The sequence below is a fragment of the Cryobacterium sp. Y50 genome (assembly GCF_002929805.1).
Taxonomy (GTDB): domain Bacteria; phylum Actinomycetota; class Actinomycetes; order Actinomycetales; family Microbacteriaceae; genus Cryobacterium.
The window spans coordinates 39,040-58,390 of the sequence record NZ_PJJM01000080.1 but is presented as its reverse complement, the minus strand read 5'-3'; the positions used below and the strand labels follow the sequence as shown (position 1 = coordinate 58,390).

Here is a 19,351-nt window from a genome sequence, read left to right as displayed (position 1 = left end):
TCTATTTTTCCTGATCCGACAGGCATTCTCGGTTTAACGCGCCGCTACAACCTCAACTCGACCGGTGGATCGAGGCTAAGCTGCGAGCTATGCCCGACCACGATGCACAACCGCAGCACACGAGCCCATTCACCCGTAGTCTGCTCGCTCCCAATGCGGGGCCGATGACCCTCGACGGCACCAATTCGTACATCATTGCCGCACCGGGCTCGACCGAAATCATCGTGGTCGATCCTGGTCCCCTCAACGATGGCCACCTCGCCGCCCTCACCGCGGCGGGACGGGTCACACTCGTGCTAGTGACCCATCGGCACGCCGACCACACGGCCGCGAGCGCACGATTCGCCGAACTGACCGGAGCCCCGGTGCGGGCATTCGATCCGGCGTATTGCCTGGGCGGCGATCCCCTCGTAGACGGTGAACTGATCGAGGCCGCCGGCTCCAGCATCCACGTCATACATACCCCCGGCCACACCGACGACTCCGTCTGCCTGCACCAGCCGGGCGACGGTCCGACCGGCTCGGTGCTCACCGGCGACACCATTCTCGGCCGCGGAACCTCCATAATCGACGGCACCCTCGCCGACTACCTCGCCTCTCTCAAATCCCTGCGCGCACTCGGCCCGGCCATCGTACTGCCGGCCCACGGTGCGGTGCTGCCCGACCTCGCCGCCCGCTGCGACGCCTACCTCGCCCACCGACACGAGCGTCTCGAGCAGGTTCGTGCCGCACTGAGAGAGCTCGGCGAAGACGCCAGCGCGGCCCGGGTTACCGACGTGGTTTACGCACAAACGGATGCCGCGGTGCGGTTCGCCGCCGAGGCATCCGTTCGCGCACAGCTGGCTTATCTTCGCGGAGGCAGCGGATTGAGCTGACGTGCTCGCGAATCTAGTTGCCGGGCTTCTTCTTCTCCAGGTGGCGGCCCACCAACCCTCCTCTGACTTTGCGTGTAAAACAGACCAAGCGGTATGGTTCTTGTACTGCTCCAAAGCAGCGTTCACCCCTAATCGGCCATAGCAATGCGCTATCTTATTGGGAAACGGGCATCGTCGCCATCATCGTAAAAGGGGAAATTCATGCGCCAACGCTCGCTGCTCACTTCTATCGCCGCTGCCGCACTGCTCGCACTGACGCTCGCGGGATGCGGCGGCGGGGATGCGAAAGCCAAGCTCGACCCGGCAGAGAGCCCGCTGACCAAATATATGTCGGCGATGAACGAGGGCTACGACGAAGATTCCATGCTGGCGCAGCAGAAGGAGCAAGAAGAACTGACGGCGACCTGCATGGCTGACGAGGGCTTCGACTACGTTCCGGTCGACAACTCGCAGTACAGCGGCATGATGAGCGCCGACGACGGTGAAGAATATGGCACCGAGAAGTGGGTCGCTGAGAACGGTTACGGCATGAGCCAATCGCCGGAGCAGATCGCCGAGCAGCAGGAGCAGAGCCAGGAGTTCGTCGACCCGAACCAGGACTACGTGATGAGCCTCTCCGAGGGCGAGCAAGCCGCCTACTACGAGGTGCTCTATGGCGTTACGCCCACCGAGGAGGAGATGGGTGAAGACGGTTCTTACGAGTACAGCTGGGAGACGTCGGGCTGCCAGGGTTTCGCCAGTCACGAGATCAACGGCGACCAGCCCTCACCGGACGAACATGCAGCCCTCTATGAAGCGATGAGTGCAATGTACGAAACGGCGCAGTCCTCCGCTACTCTCGTGAAGCTCGATTCCGAGTGGGCAGTCTGCATGGCCGACGCCGGTTATGCGACCTTCACGAAGAAGGCCGACGCGCAGGAGTCGATTTCGACCGCGCAGAGCGAGCTCTACGAAAACCAGACCGGCGCCGGCCCCGATGAGGCGGTGCTCGCCGAGATGCGCGAAAAGGAACTCGCCGTTGCCATGGCCGACTTCACCTGCGCCGAAGAGATTGACTATACCGAAGCATCGACAAAGGTGCAGTTCGACCTCGAAGAGCAGTTCATCATTGATCACAAGTCCGAGCTGGACGCGCTCATCGCAGACACCGAGCAAGGCAAGTAGGTGTCGCGCCGGTTCGGTCAGAGAAAGAGCGCGCCCGACGAGTTAGCGCCCGCCGCCGAATCGGTCGCGTTAAAACCCCACTCACGTAGCCAGGGCTGGCGCCGCCTGTTCGTCGGAAACCGCGTCATCTGGGTCATGGCCACGGTCGCCATCGTCGCCCTCGTGGCCGGCCTCGGACTCGGCCAGCTCATCGTCTCGCCCGGGCAGGCCGCAGCGGATGCCGATGCTCCCGCCGCCGGCCTCATCACCGTTCCGGTCGAGAATCGTCAGCTCGCCAACGACGTCACCATGCGCGGTGACGCGACCTATGCCGACGCCGTCGAAGTGAGCATCGAAACCGGTGAACTCGCCGGGCCACCCATCGTCACCGGGCAGGTCCCAGAGGTCGCTGCAATCTTCGACACCGCGTCGATCGCGCTCGAGGTCACCGGTCGCCCGGTGATCGTGTTGCCAGGCGACCTACCGGTCTACCGCACCCTGCGGGTCGGTGTCTCCGGTCCCGACGTGCTGCAGCTCAAGCAGGGTTTGAGCGTGGCCGGAATCGATGCCGGTGCGCTCGACTCCGACGTGTTCGACGCCCAGACCGCGAGCGCGGTTACCGCGCTCTACGCCAAGGTTGGCTACCCGGCACCTACCGGCGGTTCCGAGGTCGAGAGCGCAGTGAGCGGCGCCGAAGCCGGAGTCTCGAGCGCGCAGGCATCCGTTGACAGTGCCAATAATGCACTCGCCACCGTTCAGGGTGCGGCGTCCAACGTCGACGTGGTCGAGCAGGGCAACCTCGTGCGCAGCGCCGAGCGGGCGCTCGCTTCGGCCCGGGCCGACGGTACACCCAATGAGATAGCGGATGCCGCCGAGGCCGTCACTCTGGCCGTCGCGCGCCGAGTCCAGGCCCTCGCCCCGCGGGACTCGAGCGCGGAGACGGCCGCCGTTACCGCGGCCAAGGCCGAACTGACGCGCGCCGGGGAGAATCTGAACGACGCCCGCGACGGTGCGCTGGCCTACCTGCCCGCCGGCGAGGTACTCTACCTGCCGGGACTGCCCCGCCGAGTCGACGAGATCAGCGTGAAACGCGGATCGAGCATCACCGGCCCGGTCATGCGGGTTTCGGGCGCGACCCTGGTCATCTCCGGATCGGCGACGGCGAACGACGCCGCCCTGCTTGAGGTCGGGGCCCCGGCCATTCTCGCCATGCCTGATGGCGACCAGGGCGCCACGATCACCTCGATCCTCCCCGTCGAAGCGGCCAGTGGTGAAGCAGCGAGCGGCCGCTTCACCGTTCTGTTCGCCCCGGACGCGCTCACCGACGAACAGATCCAGGCCGTGCAGGGCACCAACGTGCGCGTACGCATCCCGGTCAGTTCGACCGAGGGAGAAGTTCTGGCCGTTCCGCTCGCCGCCCTCACCGCCGGTCCGGGGGGCGAATCCCGCGTCGAATTCGACCCCGGCGACGGCGGGGAAACCGTGCTGGTCGAGGTCACGACCGGCCTCGCCGCCGAAGGATTCGTCGAGATCACCGCCGTCGACGGCTCGCTGGCGGTCGGGGACCTCGTCGTGGTGGGCCGGTGATCGCGGCCCCCGTCGTCGAACTGGTCAACGTCACGAGATCGTTTCCCGGCCCGCCCGAGGTGCAGGCTCTCAAATCGGTCAACCTGCGGGTCGAACGCGGCGACTACCTGTCAATCGTCGGCCCGAGTGGATCCGGCAAGTCCACCATGCTCAACCTGCTCGGCCTGCTCGACCGGCCGAGCGTCGGCGAGTACCACCTCGACGGCCGCAACACGAGCCTGCTCGACGAAAGACAGCGCGCCATCGTGCGCGGCGGCACCATCGGCTTCGTCTTTCAGGCCTTCCACCTGCTGCCGCACCGCACCGTACTCGATAACGTGCTGCTCGCCACCTTGTACAGCGGAGTTCCGCGCGGCGAGCGCGAGGACCGGGCCCGCGCAGCCCTCGACCGGGTGGGCCTCAATCATCGTCTCGACTTTCTGCCCGGTACCCTCTCCGGCGGCGAGCGCCAGCGGGTCGCCGTCGCGCGGGCCGTCGTCGCCTCGCCCGAACTGCTGCTCGCCGACGAGCCCACCGGAAACCTCGACGAGACCACTGGCAGCGAGGTCATGGACCTGTTCGAAGAACTGCACGCCGATGGTCTCACCCTCATCGTCATCACCCACGACCAGGCTGTCAGCGACCGGGCCGACCGCCGCGTGCGCATCACCGACGGTCGCTTGAGCGTGCTGTCATGACCTTCTCTTCTAAACGGATGCTCCGCCGCCGTTCCGCACACACCGACGCGGATGCACCCGCGGGCTTGGCGTCCATTGCAGTGGACCCCTCCGGCGCAGAATCGCACGTCTCAGCGCCCTCCGCGGCAACATCCGCTCGCTCAGGGCCCACCGCCGACGAACAGTCCGCCGCACAGTCCGACGCATTCTCCGGCACCCCGATCATCGTTCCGGTCATTCGCCGGGCCGACCGGTTCTCGGTGCAGGACCTGCTGGTCGAGGCGAGCTACGGCGTCGGCGCCCGGCCGAGCCGGCTCGTCATGACGACCCTCGGCACCGTGCTCGGCATCGCCTCACTCGTGGTTACCATCGGTTTCGCACAGACCGCCGCCGGGCAGATCTCCAACCAGTTCGATGCCGTCTCCGCGACCCAGATTTTGATCGAACCGGCCGCGACCCGCAACTCGAGCGGCGCCGAACAGGCCACCGGCCGGCTGCCGTGGGATGCCCCGGAGCGGGTCGATCGCCTCGCTGGGGTGGAACGCGCGGGTCTCGTGGCGGACGTCGATGTTGCAGGCCAGCCCGTGACCTCCGTTCCGGTCAATGATCCATCGGCCGCGCAGACGCTGAGCCCCGCTGTCATCGCCGCCTCATCGGGGCTTCTCGCCGCGGTGCGCGGGCAGGTCGTCACTGGGCGCTTTTTCGACGCCGGTCACGACGAGCGCGGCGACCGGGTGGCCGTGCTCGGGGAGCGGGCCGCCGAAACGCTCGGCATTAATCGGGTCGACAGCCAGCCGTCGATCTTCATCGGCGAGGTGTCGTACACCGTCATCGGCATCATCGACGGCGTCGAACGACGTGCCAATCTGCTCGATGCCGTCATCGTGCCGCTGAACACCGCCCGCGTGCAGTTCGGCCTGACAGCCCCGGCCGAACTGCACGTGCAAATTGAGGTCGGTGCCGGCACGCTGGTGTCGCGGCAGGCGCCGATCGCACTCGACCCGAGCGCACCGGAGAATTTCACGGTGCAGGCACCCGCTGCGGCATCGTCGTTGCAAGACAACATTCAAGCCGACATCAACATCGTCTTTCTCACCCTCGGCATTCTTGCGCTACTTGCCGGCGGCCTCGGTATCGCCAACGTCACCCTGCTCTCGGTAATGGAACGGGTCGGCGAGATCGGCCTGCGCCGGGCGCTCGGAGCAACAAAGCACGACATCGCCCGGCAGTTCATCGTGGAGTCGGCCGTGATCGGCCTGCTCGGCGGCCTGATCGGCTCGGCGCTCGGGGTCTTCGCGGTCGTCGCCGTCTCGCTGCTGCAGGGCTGGACGCCCATTCTCGACCCCTTCGTCGCCATCGGCGCCGCCCTGCTCGGAACCATCGTCGGCCTCGCCGCGGGCGCCTATCCCGCCGTGCGCGCCTCCAATATCGAGCCGATCACCGCTCTCCGCGGTGGCACCTGATGAGCTCGGCGCGCCGGGCACCCGCGGTAAACATGCCCCTAAAGCCTCGTCAAACCTTCCCCGACGGTTCGACTCAGCCAGACCGACGACGTGCGATGCGAACCTGCATGCAGAGCCGGGGGTATCCGTTAATGGCACACAGTTTCGCCGCTTCGACCGTCGCAGTCCGCGCGGATTCACCCACCCACAGGTTTTTCCGGCTCCAACGGCTAAACTCGCCGTCTACGGGGTGAGGATCAGTTCCATGAAACAACCGGGCATTTTTCTCTGCCTCGCGACCGCCGCCGCCATCGCGGCCGGAAGCCTCGCCGCGAGTTCGGCCGCCGCAGTCGACGACTATCCAACCTGGGAGCAGGTGGAAGCCGCCAAGAGCAGCGTCGCCGCCACACTCGCCGAGGTGTCCTCGATCGAACTCGCCCTCGACGAGTTGCAGACCCGCACCGCCACCCTCGGCGACGACGCCGTAGCGCTCGGCGCCGCCCACGAGCAAACCCAGGCGGATTACAGCGCAGCCGCAGCCCAGCAGGCAGTGCTCTCTGTTCAGGCGGATACCGCATCCGCTCGCTCCGTCGACAGCAGCGCCCGCCTGGGCGCGTTGGGTGCCCAGCTTTACCGCGCCGCAGGCACCGATTTGAGTGTGGGTGCCTTCTTCGACAGCACGCATTCCGACGACCTGTTGTTTCGGCTCGGCACGATGGAGCGGCTCACTGAGCAGGCGGGGCGACTCACCGCCGAAGCTGAAACCGAACGCAACTTGGCTGAAGCGCTCAGCGCGCAAGCCGAAGCGATGACCACGGAGCGCGACCGACTACAAGCCGCGGCACTGGCCGGCCTCACGGCTGCGCGCGCGGCCCAGCAGGCGGCCGACGCGGAGGTCGTCGTGAAGCAGTCCGCGAGCGAGGTGCTCTACGCCCAGCTCGCGTCATTGAAGAACTCATCCGCCGATGTGGAGAGACAGTATCGAAGCGGCGTGGTCGCCCAACAGCAGTATCTCGAGCAGCAGCGCCAGGCTGCGGCCACCGCATCGGCTGTGGCATCCGAGTCACCCGAGTCACCCGAGTCACCCGCGTCGTCGCCCGTACCGCCCGTCGGAGCCGTGATTGATCGCGGCGGCGCGCAGGCGATCGCCGCAACCCAGGTCGCCGCCCGGAGCTGGGGCACCGCCGAATTCAACTGTCTGGTTCAGCTCTGGCAACGGGAATCGGGCTGGCGGGTGAGCGCCTACAACACATCCAGCGGTGCCTACGGAATTCCCCAGTCGCTGCCGGGCAGCAAGATGCAGACCGCGGGCGACGACTGGCAGACCAACCCCGCCACCCAGATCAGCTGGGGCCTCGGCTACATCGCCTCCCGCTACGGCACCCCCTGTGACGCCTGGGCGCACTCCGAGGAGCACAACTGGTACTGAGCTGCGGCGCGTGACATCGAGCACAAATCACCTCGGCCCAGAACTGCCGTGAGCATATGCGTGCTTTGCGCCAGGAAAGAATATTCTTACAATGCCTTTCATGGGCGGCGTTGTGAACCCCCGCGAGCTATCTCGGGGGTCTTTTACAACGATGAGTCGGGATACCTAGAAATCCCAGTCGTCGTCTTCGGTGTTCACGGCCTTGCCGATCACGTACGAAGAACCAGAGCCCGAGAAGAAGTCATGGTTCTCGTCACCGTTGGGTGAGAGGGCGGAGAGAATCGCCGGGTTCACGTCGCAGACGTCCTTCGGGAAGATCGCCTCGTAGCCGAGGTTCATCAGCGCCTTATTGGCGTTGTAGTGCAGAAACTTCTTGACGTCTTCGGTCAGACCGACCTCGTCGTAGAGGTCCTGCGTGTACTGCACCTCGTTCTCGTAAAGCTCAAACACCAGATTGAAGGTGTAGTCCTTGATCTCGTCGCGACGCGCCTGCGTCGCCTTCTCGAGCCCCTTCTGAAACTTGTACCCGATGTAGTACCCGTGCACGGCTTCATCCCGAATGATCAAACGGATGAGGTCGGCAGTGTTTGTCAGGCGGGCATGGCTGGAGAAATACATCGGCAGGTAGAAGCCCGAGTAGAACAGGAACGACTCGAGCAGCACCGAGGCGACCTTGCGCTTGAGCGGGTCGTCGCCCTGGTAGTAATCCATCACGATCGATGCCTTGCGCTGCAGGTTCTCGTTCTCGGTCGACCAGCGGAACGCCTCGTCGATCTCCTTAGTGGAGGCCAGCGTCGAGAAGATCGAGGAGTAGCTCTTGGCGTGCACTGACTCCATGAACGCGATGTTCGTGTAGACGGCCTCTTCGTGCGGGGTGATCGCATCGGGGATGAGCGAGACGGCGCCCACTGTGCCCTGGATCGTGTCGAGCAGGGTCAGTCCGGCAAAGACGCGCATCGTGAGCTGCTGCTCCACCGGCGTCAGCTGGTTCCACGACTGGATGTCGTTGCTGAGCGGAACCTTCTCCGGCAGCCAGAAGTTATTGGTCAGGCGGTTCCAGACGTCGACGTCTTTATCGTCTTCGATCTTGTTCCAGTTGATCGCGTCAACGTGCGACACCAGCTTGAGCTTGTCAATCATAGGAGGTCCTCTTCGGCTACTGCTTTGGTCGTTTATCTCGGTCGCCAGTATACGAAACCCAGCCGCCGCTGGTCGAGCTTCCCGAGACGGCCACAGCATTCATATGACGGTTTCGACAAGCTCGACCAACGGTGTTTCAACTCAGCGTGCGTTCAGCGAACTCACTCATAGCGCGCACGAGACACAATTCTCAATCTCCGTGCCTTCGAGGGCCATCTGGCGCAGACGAATGTAGTAGATCGTCTTGATGCCCTTTTTCCAGGCGTAGATCTGGGCGCGGTTGATATCGCGGGTGGTCGCGGTGTCTTTGAAGAACAGGGTCAGCGAGAGACCCTGGTCAACGTGCTGCGTCGCCGCGGCGTAGACGTCGATGACCTTCTCATAGCCGATTTCGTAGGCATCCTGATAGAAGTCCAGGTTATCGTTCGTCATGAACGGCGCCGGGTAGTAGACCCGGCCCAGCTTGCCTTCCTTGCGAATCTCGATCTTGGCCGCGATCGGGTGAATCGACGCGGTCGAGTTGTTGATGTACGAGATCGACCCGGTCGGCGGCACGGCCTGCAGATTCTGGTTGTAAATACCGTGCAGAGCAACGGATGCCTTGAGCTCAGCCCAGTCCGCCTGCGTCGGAATCGACACTCCAGCCTGGGTGAACAGCTCGGCACCGCGAGCTGTCGTCGGCTCCCAGACCTGTTCGGTGTACTTGTCGAAGAATGCACCGGAGGCATAGGTACTGTTTTCGAAGCCTTCGAAGGTGCGGCCGCGCTCGATAGCGATGGCGTTGGAGGCGCGCAGCGCATGGAACAACACCGTGTAGAAGTAGATGTTGGTGAAGTCGATGCTCTCTTCACTGCCGTAGTAGATGCGCTCACGGGCGAGGTAGCCATGTAGGTTCATCTGGCCGAGGCCGATGGCGTGCGAGCGGTCGTTACCGTCTTCGATGGAGCGGACCGAGCTGATATGGCTCTGCTCGGACACGGCGTTCAAGCCACGAATGGCGGCGTTGACGGTGCGCCCGAGATCGCCGGAGTCCATCGCCAGGGCGATGTTCATCGACCCGAGGTTGCAGGAGATGTCCTTGCCAATCTCGTTGTACGAGAGGTCTTCGTTGTAGGTCGTCGGGGTGTTCACCTGCAGAATCTCGGAACACAGGTTCGACATGTTGATGCGACCCTCGATCGGGTTCGCCTTGTTCACCGTGTCTTCAAACATGATGTACGGGTAGCCGGACTCGAACTGAATCTCGGCGAGCGTCTGGAAGAACTCGCGCGCCTTCATCTTCGACTTCTTGATGCGGGGGTTGTCAACCATCTCGTGGTACTTCTCGGTCACCGAGATATCGGCGAAGGGCACGCCGTAGGCTTTTTCCACGTCATAGGGCGAGAAGAGGTACATCCAGTCGTCGTTCTTGGCCAGCTCAAAGGTGATGTCGGGAATGACGACACCGAGTGAGAGCGTCTTGATACGAATCTTCTCGTCGGCGTTCTCACGCTTGGTATCAAGAAAACGCATGATGTCGGGGTGGTGCGCCTGCAGGTAGACGGCTCCGGCGCCCTGGCGGGCACCGAGCTGGTTGGCGTAGCTGAACGAGTCTTCGAGCAGCTTCATCACGGGAATGATGCCGCTGGACTGGTTCTCGATCTGCTTGATCGGGGCGCCGGCCTCGCGGATGTTGCTGAGCAGCAGCGCCACGCCACCGCCACGCTTGGACAGCTGCAACGAGGAGTTGATGCCGCGGCTGATCGACTCCATATTGTCTTCGATACGCAGCAGGAAGCAGGAGACGAGTTCGCCCCGCTGGGCCTTGCCGGAGTTCAAAAAGGTCGGCGTCGCGGGCTGAAAACGACCGGCGATGATTTCTTCGACCAGTTCGACGGCGAGCTTCTCATCACCGGATGCGAGACCTAGGGCCGTCATGACGACGCGGTCTTCGAAACGCTCGAGATAACGCTTGCCGTCGAAGGTCTTCAGCGTGTACGAGGTGTAGTACTTGAATGCGCCGAGGAAGCTCTGAAAGCGGAACTTTTTGGAGTAGGCGAGGTCGTTCAGGCTCGTGATGAACTCGAACGAGTACTGGTCGAGCACGGCCTGCTCGTAGTATTCCTTCTCGACCAAGTAGTCGAGGCGCTCGCGCAGCGAGTGAAAGAACACCGTGTTCTGGTTGACGTGCTGCAGAAAGAACTCGCGTGTGGCTTCCTGGTCTTTGTCGAACTGGATCTCCCCATTCGGCCCGTACAGGTTGAGCATGGCGTTGAGTGAGTGGTAATCCATGCCCGGCGCATCCACTGGTGTGACCTTCACGGCTGTTGTTTCCAAAATTCTTCCAATCCGTCGTGAACGATGCGCACATCATCCGGTGTTCCAAATACTTCAAAGCGATACAGGTGCGGCACCTTGCACTTGGCTGCGATGATGTCGCCGGCCAGGCAGTAGGCCGTACCGAAATTCATGTTGCCGGCGCCGATGACGCCGCGAATCAACGACCGGTTGGTCTCGTTGTTCAAAAACTTGATGACCTGCTTGGGTACAGCCCCGCCGGTGTTGCCGCCGCCATAGGTGGGCACGCACAGCACGAACGGAGCCTTGGCGACGAGTGGCTCGTCGCGGGCGTGGAGCGGAATGCGCGCGGCCGACCGGCCGAGCTTTTCGACGAACCGCGCGGTGTTGCCCGAGGTGCTGGAAAAGTACACGATTTCAGTCATCCGTGCGTATCGATCCTGTGCTTGTTGGCGTTGATTTTGGGAGTTTAAACTACGCGAGGCGAGCGGCGAGCGCGTTGATCTTGTCCGGGCGAAAGCCGCTCCAGTGCTCTTCGTCAGTGATGACGACGGGCGCCTGCAAGTAACCGAGGGCCTTGACCGCGTCGAGAGCGTTCTCATCGACTGAGAGGTCGCGCACCTCGTACTCGATGCCCTTGTTGTCGAGGGCACGGTAGGTGGCCGTGCACTGCACGCAGGAGGGCTTCGTGTAAACGGTGATTGCCATGGTTATGGCCTCTTTTCTTGGCAAATTCAGTCTAATTCTGTTCGCGATAGTTCGCAACTATGTTCTATAAAACACTTGGATCAAAGACGGAAACCCGTCATACAGCATGATGCAAAGTGAGTAAGTTTTTCGACCGGCAATCCGGCTTAGCTACAGTCTCAATACTACATCTAGTGATCGACGAAGGATAGAGCCACTACATGCAGTAATTACATTTGTGTAGTTATCCACCGAGATTCCACAAGCCGCACACCGCCGACCGGCCCCAGACCGCCCGAATTCCGCGGAAACCCGGACAGTTATCCACAGGGCGTTGCCCTGACTATATTTTGCCTGTGGAATGTCCGACGGCGTGTCGCGGCCGGTCCCCACACCGAGCGCGCACGGCACACAGAAAGGCCGGAACGCTCACGCGTTCCGGCCTTCGGGTGGGTACTGCCAACGCGAGAACGGTCAGTGACCGCCCGACCGGCGCTTGTTGTACACGTCAAAAGCCACAGCGAGAAGAAGCACGAGACCTTTGACGGCCTGCTGCCACTCGATACCAATGCCGAGAATCGACATACCGTTGTTGAGCACACCAATGATCAGACCGCCAATAATGGCGCCGCCGACCGTGCCGATGCCACCCTGCACGGCCGCACCACCTATGAACGCTGCCGAAATGGCCTCGAGTTCGAAGCCATCACCAGCCTTCGGGCCAGCGAGATTAAGCCTGGCGGTGAAGATGAGGCCCGCCAGGGCAGCGAGAACACCCATGTTCACGAACAGGTAGAAGTCGACCTTGCGGTTCTTGATGCCGGAGAGTTCGGCTGCGTGGCGGTTGCCGCCGATCGCGTAGATGTGGCGGCCGAACACCGTCCGGTTCATCACAACACCATAGATGAGCACGAGCACGGCGAGCACGATCAGGGTGACCGGGATACCCTTGTAGCTCGCGAGAGCATAGGCGAAGAATCCAAGTGCCGCAGTGATCAGAACTAGCTTGGTCACGAACCACACCAAAGGCTCGACCTCTTGGCCGTACTTGGACCGTCCCAGGCGCGTGCGCACCTGCTGCACAATCAGAGCAATCACGGCGATCAGTCCGACTCCGAGGGTGAGCGGGTCGAGGTCGAACTCGCCGAACACGTCGGTGAGAAAGCCGTTGCCAAGCGCACGGTACTCGGCCGGAAATGAGCCGATATTCGTATTTCCGAGCACAACGAGCGCCAGGCCGCGAAAGATGAGCATGCCCGCCAGGGTCACGATGAACGCCGGGATTCCCACATAGGCAATCCAGAAGCCCTGCCACACGCCAACGAGAGCGCCGATGCCAAGCGACATAATGATGGCCAGCCACCACGGCAGGCCCCACTGCACGGCGAAGACACCGGAACATGCGCCGACGAAAGCGGCCACCGATCCCACCGACAGGTCGATGTGGCCCGCGACGATCACCATCACCATGCCAATGGCGAGAACGAGAATGTAGCCGTTCTGCACGATCAAGTTGGAGATATTTTGCGGGCGTAAGAGGATGCCGTCGGTCAGGACCGTAAACAGCACCACCACCAGAACGAGGGCAATGAAAATACCGTTCTTGCCCAGGTCGGCCAAAACGTGACTCAGCCAGGAAGTGGCTTTGTTCTCACTCGGGTTGACCAGGCCTCCCGTGGCCGGCGTGGTCTCTTGATCACTCATTGGGGTTCTCCTTTTCCGCTAGCGCCGGCGCTAGCGGGCCTTTTCCATGGTCATGTGCTTGATGAGGGTCTCCGGCGTTGCGGTCTCAATCGGGAATTCCCCGGTGATGGCGCCCTCAGCCAGGGTATAAATGCGATCGCAAATGCCGAGCAGTTCCGGCAGCTCCGAAGAGATGACAATAACGCCCTTACCGGCCGCGGCAAGTTTGTTGATGATTGTGTAAATTTCGTACTTGGCCCCCACGTCGATCCCGCGGGTGGGCTCGTCAAGAATCAAAACGTCGGGGTTGGAATAGATCCACTTCGATAGCACCACCTTCTGTTGGTTGCCACCAGAGAGTTTGCCGGTCTTGACGAGCACGTTCGGAGCCTTGATATTCATGCTTGTGCGGTATTCGTTGGCGACCTGATACTCCTCGTTGTCATTCACGAGGCCCTTGCGTACCAGCCGATGCAGCGCCGCCATAGAGACGTTGCGCTTGATGTCTTCGATCAGGTTCAGGCCGTAGGTCTTGCGGTCCTCAGTGGCGTAGGCGATGCCGTTGTCGATGGCTTCGGTCACGGTGCGAGTCTTGATCTCAGTGCCATGCTTGAATACCTTGCCGGTGATGCGGCTCCCGTAGGAACGCCCAAACAGGCTCATTGCGAATTCCGTGCGGCCAGCCCCCATGAGGCCGGCTATTCCCACAATCTCACCGGCACGTACGCTGAGGTTGACGTGGTCAACGATCATGCGCGTCACGTCTTGCGGGTGAAAGGCGGTCCAGTCCTCAACCCGAAGGATCTCTTCCCCAATGTCGGGAGTGTGATCCGGGTAGCGGTGCTCGAGGTCACGACCGACCATGTCTTTGATGATGCGTTCTTCGGTGACGTCGACCTTGGCGATGGTTTCGATGGCCCGACCGTCACGGATGATCGTGACCGCGTCGGAGACTTTCTTGATCTCGTTGAGCTTGTGGCTGATGATGATCGACGTGATGCCCTGGCCCTTGAGGTGCAGGATGAGATCGAGCAAGTGGTCGGAGTCGTCATCGTTGAGGGCCGCCGTTGGCTCATCCAGGATCAGCAATTTCACCCGTTTCGAGAGCGCCTTAGCAATCTCGACGAGCTGCTGCTTGCCGACGCCGATGTCCATGATGCGCGTCGTTGGATTTTCGCGCAGTCCCACCCGGGCAAGAAGCTTGGCAGCCTCAGAGTTGGTCTTGTTCCAGTCAATGAGGCCGAAGGCGCCGCGCTGTTCGTTGTTCAGAAAGATGTTCTCGGCAATAGAGAGGTACGGACTGAGCGCGAGCTCCTGGTGAATGATCACGATTCCTTTGGCCTCGGAATCGCTGATGCTCTTGAACTCAACGATTTCGTCTTCGAAGACGATGTCGCCGGTGTAGGTACCGTGCGGATACACGCCACTGAGCACCTTCATCAGGGTTGACTTGCCTGCACCGTTCTCGCCGCAGATGGCGTGGACCTCCCCGCGACTGACGTCGAGTGTCACGTCAGAGAGCGCCTTTACTCCGGGAAACGTCTTGGTGATGCCGCGCATCTCAAGGATGTTCGTAGTCACGTAAGCACCTTCTTCATTCCTCTACTGCATGGTCAGAACCCGGGCGATTTCGGCGGCCGGTAAAAATATGGGTGGCACAACGGTCGGTGGGGTAAAACTACCCCACCGACCGTTGGGCACGGGCCAAACAGGAGGCAGCGAAACCTAGCCGTTGACTTCTGCTTCTGTCCAGTAGCCCGAATCAATCAGCACGGCCGGGATGTTGTCCTTGACCACGATCGTCGAGTCGAGCAGGAACGACGGAACGTTCTTCACACCGTTGTTGTAGTCCTCCGAGTTGTTGGTCTCGGGGGTCTCGCCATTCAGCAGGGCGACGGCCATGTTCACGGCGACGGATGCGAGTTCGCGCGTGTCCTTGAAGATGGTGCCGTACTGCTCACCCGAGTTGATCGCCTTGACCGAGTCGATCTCGGCGTCCTGGCCGGAGATGACGGGCCAGCCGTCGCCGACGGAGTAGCCAGAGCCCTCGAGGGCAGAGATGATTCCACGGGAGATGCCGTCGTACGGCGAAAGAATGGCGTTGACCACGGTGCCGTCCGAGTACTGGGCGGTGAGGAGGTCCTCCATGCGAGCCTGTGCTTCTTCTCCGGCCCAGCGGAGGGTAGCGACCTGTTCGATGTCGGTCTGGTTGCTCTTGACTACGAGGACGCCGTCGTCGATCAGCGGCTGGAAGACATCCATTGCACCGTCGAAGAAGAAGAATGCGTTGTTGTCATCGAGCGAGCCGGCGAAGAGCTCAAGGTTGAACGGACCGGCAGGCGCGCCCTCGATGGGCGTTCCGTCGAGTTCGGCAAGTCCGAGGCCGTTCAGGACCGACCAGGCCTGCTGCTGTCCGACCTTGAAGTTGTCGAAGGACGCGTAGTAGTCGACGTTTTCGGTATCGCGGATGAGACGGTCATATGCGATGACGGGAATGTCCGCGTCAGCGGCGTCCTGCAACACGCTCGTGAGCGTCGTGCCGTCGATCGAGGCCACAATTAGGGCTTCGGCACCCTTGGTGATCATGTTCTCAATCTGCGAGACCTGCATGGGTATATCGTCCTCGGCGTACTGGAGGTCGACGGTGAAGCCCTGTTCCTCGAGCTGGCTCTTGACGGCGTTACCGTCGGCGATCCAACGCTCGGAGCTCTTGGTCGGCATGGCCACGCCGATCAGTCCCTTGTCGCCACTTCCGCCGGGGCTGGTGGATGTGCCGCCGGATGAGCAGGCTGCCATCGATACCGCGAGGGCACCCGCGGCCACGACTGCGAAGAATACGTTCTTTTTCACTGTGTTACCTTTCATTCTGTTTATCGTCATTGATGTGAAATTGCAGGATTGTGGAACAGTTGCAGGCCTGGTGCCAGTCGATAGTAGGCCTGATTCCAACGCACTTCGCGGGTGAAATCGCGCAGGGTGGTGGTTTTATTAAGCACGAGCAGCTCGGTGCGAGCTATCTCGGCGAAATCGTAGAGCACCTCGGTGCCGCCGGCAGACGACGTTGCGGTGGTGCGGTCGGCTGCCATCACTGCAACGCCCCCTGCGGTGCTTGTCCGTAGACGTTCTGGTAGCGGTCGAACAGGAAATCGATGGATTCCTGTGGGATCAGAACGAGTTCACCGCCCACGCGGGCAAGCTGAACCGTGCGCGCAACGTCCTCCACCATCACCGCGGCCTTCACGGCATCGCGAGCGTCCTTGCCGATTGTGAAGGGCCCATGGTTCGCCATCAAGACGGCACGAGAACGGTGGCCGGTGAGGGTCTCCACGATGCCGCGGCCGATCGAGTCGTCGCCGATAATGGCGAAAGGTCCGACCGGGATCGGGCCGCCAAATTCGTCGGCCATGGCCGTGATAACGCACGGGATCGCTTCATTGCGGGCGGCCCAGGCCGTGGCGTAGGTGGAGTGCGTGTGCACGACTCCGCCGACATCGGGCATGTTCCGGTAGACGTAGGCGTGTGCTGCGGTGTCACTCGACGGCGAGCGGTCGGCGCCCGGCGTACCGGGGATGACGTTTCCGTCGAGGTCACAGAGAATCATGTTCTCCGGCGCCAGGTCGGCGTAGTCGACTCCGCTGGGCTTGATAACGAACAGGTCGGCGCCCGGCACGCGGCCCGAGACGTTGCCGCCGGTCCAGACCACGAGCCCGTTGCGAAACAGCTCCGCGTGCAGGCGGGTGATTTCAGCGCGAACGCGGGCGACCGCGACCTCGATCTGGGGGCCGTAGGTGCTCACGCGACCACCAGCGTAGCGCGGTCGTTAGCCGCGGCGCGGCTGCCGCCAGCGACCCGCCGTAAAACGGCCCGGCTCGCGTTGGCTACGCTCATCGCGCGGGTCCCGCTGTCGACCGAAGCCAGAGACTCGGCGCGGGAGAGCGCATCGGTTGTACTCACGGAAGTGACTCCTATGTCAGGTCTAAGCGCGGACAGTACCGCGAATGGTTCGGCGTTGACGACAGTGCAGCCAGCTGAAGCGTCTGACTGCGATGACCGAATGTGATCGGTCACATTGCTGTGTGCTTATGTTAGCGGCATCGGGACACACTGTGTCAAGAACGACTTGTCTCGTTTGAATAACGCTCGAAATCGCGCATCCCGCCGATCGAGGCCCGGCCCGACGACCCGCTGATCGAGGCCCGACGAAGGAGTGACTGAGACCAACGTGGCCACGTCTGAGGATCGGCGGGCGTGAGTGCGCCCGATATGGGTAGCCGCTACGGCGGTTCGTTAGTTACCGTAGCGGGCGCCCGTTTCGGGGGCGGCGGCGAGGGCAACTGTCGGTCGAGGCGCTAGTCTGTCGAGGCGCTAGAAAGAAGCGATCGACCCGCACGCCGACCCTCAGAATGCCGGGCGCGCGGTCGAGCCGCGAACGATGAGCTCCGGCATGATGGCACCCTGGTTCTCCGCGGTGGTGCCCGCGATGTTGGCCAGCAGCAGCGCGACGCAGCGCCGGCCGAGCTCGGCGAAGTCTTGGCGCACCGTCGTGAGTGGTGGCCAAAAGTGAGCCGCCTCCGGGATGTCGTCGAAGCCCACGATGCTCACGTCGCGGGGCACCTCGAGCCCGGCTTCCCGGATGGCGTGCATGAGGCCGAGAGCCATCTGGTCGTTGGATGAGAAGATCGCCGTGAAGTCCCGCACGTGCAGCAGCTCGCGCCCGGCGTGGTAGCCGAATTCCGCAGTCCAGTCGCCGAGGATCGGCGCCGTGGTCGGAATGTCCCTGGCCCCCATCTCCTCCAGGAAGCCGTGCATGCGAGCCTCGGCCTCGATCCAGTCCTGCGGCCCGGCGAGATGATAAATGTCGCGGTGTCCGAGGTCGATGAGGTGCCGAGTGGCCAGTCGTGCACCGGCGATCTGGTCCACGGTGAGGGCGTTCGCGCCTACGTTCGCGGAGGACTGCAGCGTCACGAACGGCACATCGATCGACAGGAGCTTGAGGGCATTAAACACCCGCATCTGCGGTGCGATCACAACGATCCCTTCCACGGACTGGGACATCAGGTGGTCAACGGCCGCCGCGATGGACCCGGGCTCCCCACGATTGAGGTTCGCCGTGTTCACGAAGTATCCGGCGTCCCGCGCCGCGTCCTGGATCGCGGCAATGCTGCTCGCCGGGCCGTATTCGGCGCTCGACGCGGACAGCACACCGATCGTGCGGGATCGCCCGCGCGAGAGTGCGCGGGCGGCCCGATTGGGCCGGTATTGCAGTTCTTCGATGACCGCGAGCACCCGGGCTTTGGTGGAATCGCGGATGCTGGCGTGATTGTTGAGCACGCGCGATACAGTCTGGTAGGAGACCCCGGCGAGGCGCGCGACGTCGCGGATGCTCGGCGCACGCTCTTTCGTTGAGTCGTCCGACACGGTCACCCCCGAAGTCATGTGCACGGTCACAAATTGGCCCGCGTTTACATTATGCAGCCACAGAGCGCGATGTGACAGTCACATTGTGACGGTCACATTCGCCCGGCCCGGCTCGTGTCGCAAAGCACGGCACACTGGATTCATGCCCATTCTCAACAAAGACATGACCCTGTGCATCTCACTCGCGGCCCGCCCGAGCAACCTGGGCACCCGATTTCACAACTATCTCTACGAAGAACTCGGCCTGAATTACATTTACAAGGCCTTCGCTCCGGTCGACCTGGCGAATGCGATCGCCGGCGTGCGCGGATTAGGCATTCGCGGTTGCGCCGTATCGATGCCCTACAAGGAAGACGTCATCGCTCTCATCGATGAAATGGATGCCTCGGCGTCGGCCATCGACTCGGTCAATACGATCGTCAACGACGCGGGCCACCTCACGGCGTACAACACCGACTATTCCGCCGTGCAGCGCCTGCTCGTCGAGCACGCCGTGCCGCCGAACTATTCGGTCATGCTGCGCGGCAGCGGCGGCATGGCCAAGGCCGTTGCGGCGGCCCTGCACGGTGCAGGGTTTGCCGACGGCACGATTGTGGCGCGTAATGAGGGCACCGGCCGGGCGCTGGCCGCACTCTACGGCTACGGCTGGGTGCCCGAGGTCGGTGCGCTCACCGCAGACCTGATCGTCAACGTCACGCCGGTGGGAATGGCCGGCGGCGCGGCATCCGCTGTCACGTCATTTCTGCCGGAAGCAATAGCGGCGGCACGCCTGGTCTTCGACGTTGTGGCCTCCCCCGCCGAAACTCAGCTCATTCTGGCGGCGCGAGCGCTCGGCAAGCCGGTCATCACGGGAGCCGAGGTCGTCGCACTGCAGGCCGAGGAGCAGTTCTTTCTCTACACCGGAATTCGCCCAACGCCCGATCAGGTGCGCCGCGCCTCCGCCTTCTCCCGCGAGCACTGACCCTCGCGTTTCTCTTGCATTCGCCGTCCCTCTGCACGGGCCCCGGGTCCGGA

The 19,351-nt window shown here is 62.6% G+C and carries 18 protein-coding genes; 7 read left to right on the top strand and 11 right to left on the bottom strand.

Annotated features, from left to right (window positions below):
* The first annotated feature begins 89 nt into the window (after window positions 1–89).
* The 6 genes from CXY73_RS06570 to CXY73_RS06545 all read left to right on the top strand — a co-directional run bounded on the left by CXY73_RS06570 (window position 90) and on the right by CXY73_RS06545 (window position 7,132).
* The gene (locus CXY73_RS06570; RefSeq protein WP_104137669.1) at window positions 90–875 is read left to right on the top strand and encodes an MBL fold metallo-hydrolase; all 786 of its coding nucleotides are present in this window, start codon (window positions 90–92) and stop codon (window positions 873–875) included.
* 201 nt (window positions 876–1,076) lie between these two features.
* A complete protein-coding gene (locus tag CXY73_RS06565; protein ID WP_104137672.1) occupies window positions 1,077–2,039 on the top strand; it encodes a hypothetical protein in 963 nt (320 codons plus the stop codon).
* Complete coding sequence (locus CXY73_RS06560; RefSeq protein WP_233198180.1) at window positions 2,040–3,605, top strand: hypothetical protein; 1,566 nt, start codon at window positions 2,040–2,042, stop codon at window positions 3,603–3,605.
* Complete coding sequence (locus CXY73_RS06555; protein ID WP_199184333.1) at window positions 3,602–4,282, top strand: ABC transporter ATP-binding protein; 681 nt, start codon at window positions 3,602–3,604, stop codon at window positions 4,280–4,282. Before CXY73_RS06560 ends, CXY73_RS06555 begins: the two co-directional genes overlap by 4 nt.
* On the top strand, window positions 4,279–5,724 hold the full coding sequence (locus CXY73_RS06550) for an ABC transporter permease (protein WP_233198179.1): 1,446 nt from the start codon (window positions 4,279–4,281) through the stop codon (window positions 5,722–5,724). Before CXY73_RS06555 ends, CXY73_RS06550 begins: the two co-directional genes overlap by 4 nt.
* Before the next feature lie 244 nt (window positions 5,725–5,968).
* On the top strand, window positions 5,969–7,132 hold the full coding sequence (locus CXY73_RS06545) for a hypothetical protein (RefSeq protein WP_104177200.1): 1,164 nt from the start codon (window positions 5,969–5,971) through the stop codon (window positions 7,130–7,132).
* A 165-nt stretch (window positions 7,133–7,297) separates the two neighbouring features.
* On the opposite strand, the gene nrdF is transcribed toward CXY73_RS06545, so the two are convergent.
* The 11 genes from nrdF to CXY73_RS06495 form a co-directional block, all read right to left on the bottom strand.
* The gene (nrdF, locus tag CXY73_RS06540; RefSeq protein ID WP_104137685.1) at window positions 7,298–8,272 is read right to left on the bottom strand and encodes a class 1b ribonucleoside-diphosphate reductase subunit beta; all 975 of its coding nucleotides are present in this window, start codon (window positions 8,270–8,272) and stop codon (window positions 7,298–7,300) included.
* 165 nt (window positions 8,273–8,437) lie between these two features.
* Window positions 8,438–10,543 carry a class 1b ribonucleoside-diphosphate reductase subunit alpha gene (nrdE, locus tag CXY73_RS06535; RefSeq protein ID WP_104177199.1) on the bottom strand — a complete coding sequence of 702 codons (2,106 nt, stop codon included), beginning with the start codon at window positions 10,541–10,543 and terminating at the stop codon, window positions 8,438–8,440.
* A gap of 26 nt (window positions 10,544–10,569) precedes the next feature.
* A complete protein-coding gene (gene nrdI, locus CXY73_RS06530; RefSeq protein WP_104177198.1) occupies window positions 10,570–10,974 on the bottom strand; it encodes a class Ib ribonucleoside-diphosphate reductase assembly flavoprotein NrdI in 405 nt (134 codons plus the stop codon).
* 49 nt (window positions 10,975–11,023) lie between these two features.
* The gene (gene nrdH, locus CXY73_RS06525; protein ID WP_092448338.1) at window positions 11,024–11,257 is read right to left on the bottom strand and encodes a glutaredoxin-like protein NrdH; all 234 of its coding nucleotides are present in this window, start codon (window positions 11,255–11,257) and stop codon (window positions 11,024–11,026) included.
* A gap of 453 nt (window positions 11,258–11,710) precedes the next feature.
* On the bottom strand, window positions 11,711–12,940 hold the full coding sequence (gene mmsB, locus CXY73_RS06520) for a multiple monosaccharide ABC transporter permease (RefSeq protein ID WP_104137697.1): 1,230 nt from the start codon (window positions 12,938–12,940) through the stop codon (window positions 11,711–11,713).
* A 30-nt stretch (window positions 12,941–12,970) separates the two neighbouring features.
* The gene (mmsA, locus tag CXY73_RS06515; RefSeq protein WP_104137700.1) at window positions 12,971–14,500 is read right to left on the bottom strand and encodes a multiple monosaccharide ABC transporter ATP-binding protein; all 1,530 of its coding nucleotides are present in this window, start codon (window positions 14,498–14,500) and stop codon (window positions 12,971–12,973) included.
* Window positions 14,501–14,644: 144 nt separating this feature from the next.
* On the bottom strand, window positions 14,645–15,769 hold the full coding sequence (gene chvE / locus CXY73_RS06510; protein ID WP_304481834.1) for a multiple monosaccharide ABC transporter substrate-binding protein: 1,125 nt from the start codon (window positions 15,767–15,769) through the stop codon (window positions 14,645–14,647).
* Between the two features lie 26 nt (window positions 15,770–15,795).
* Entirely contained in the window at window positions 15,796–16,005 is a 210-nt protein-coding gene (locus CXY73_RS06505) for a hypothetical protein (protein WP_104137706.1), read from the bottom strand.
* Entirely contained in the window at window positions 16,005–16,715 is a 711-nt protein-coding gene (locus tag CXY73_RS06500) for an L-ribulose-5-phosphate 4-epimerase (RefSeq protein WP_104137709.1), read from the bottom strand. Before CXY73_RS06500 ends, CXY73_RS06505 begins: the two co-directional genes overlap by 1 nt.
* Entirely contained in the window at window positions 16,712–16,873 is a 162-nt protein-coding gene (locus tag CXY73_RS21890) for a hypothetical protein (protein ID WP_158253134.1), read from the bottom strand. The genes CXY73_RS06500 and CXY73_RS21890 overlap by 4 nt, the downstream gene beginning before the upstream one ends.
* Window positions 16,874–17,317: 444 nt before the next feature.
* A complete protein-coding gene (locus CXY73_RS06495; RefSeq protein ID WP_199185301.1) occupies window positions 17,318–18,355 on the bottom strand; it encodes a LacI family DNA-binding transcriptional regulator in 1,038 nt (345 codons plus the stop codon).
* Window positions 18,356–18,479: 124 nt separating this feature from the next.
* Here CXY73_RS06495 and CXY73_RS06490 point away from each other — a divergent pair, with 124 nt between their 5' ends.
* Window positions 18,480–19,298 (top strand): shikimate 5-dehydrogenase, encoded by an 819-nt coding sequence (locus tag CXY73_RS06490; RefSeq protein WP_199185299.1) that lies wholly within the window; start codon window positions 18,480–18,482, stop codon window positions 19,296–19,298.
* Window positions 19,299–19,351 lie beyond the last annotated feature (53 nt).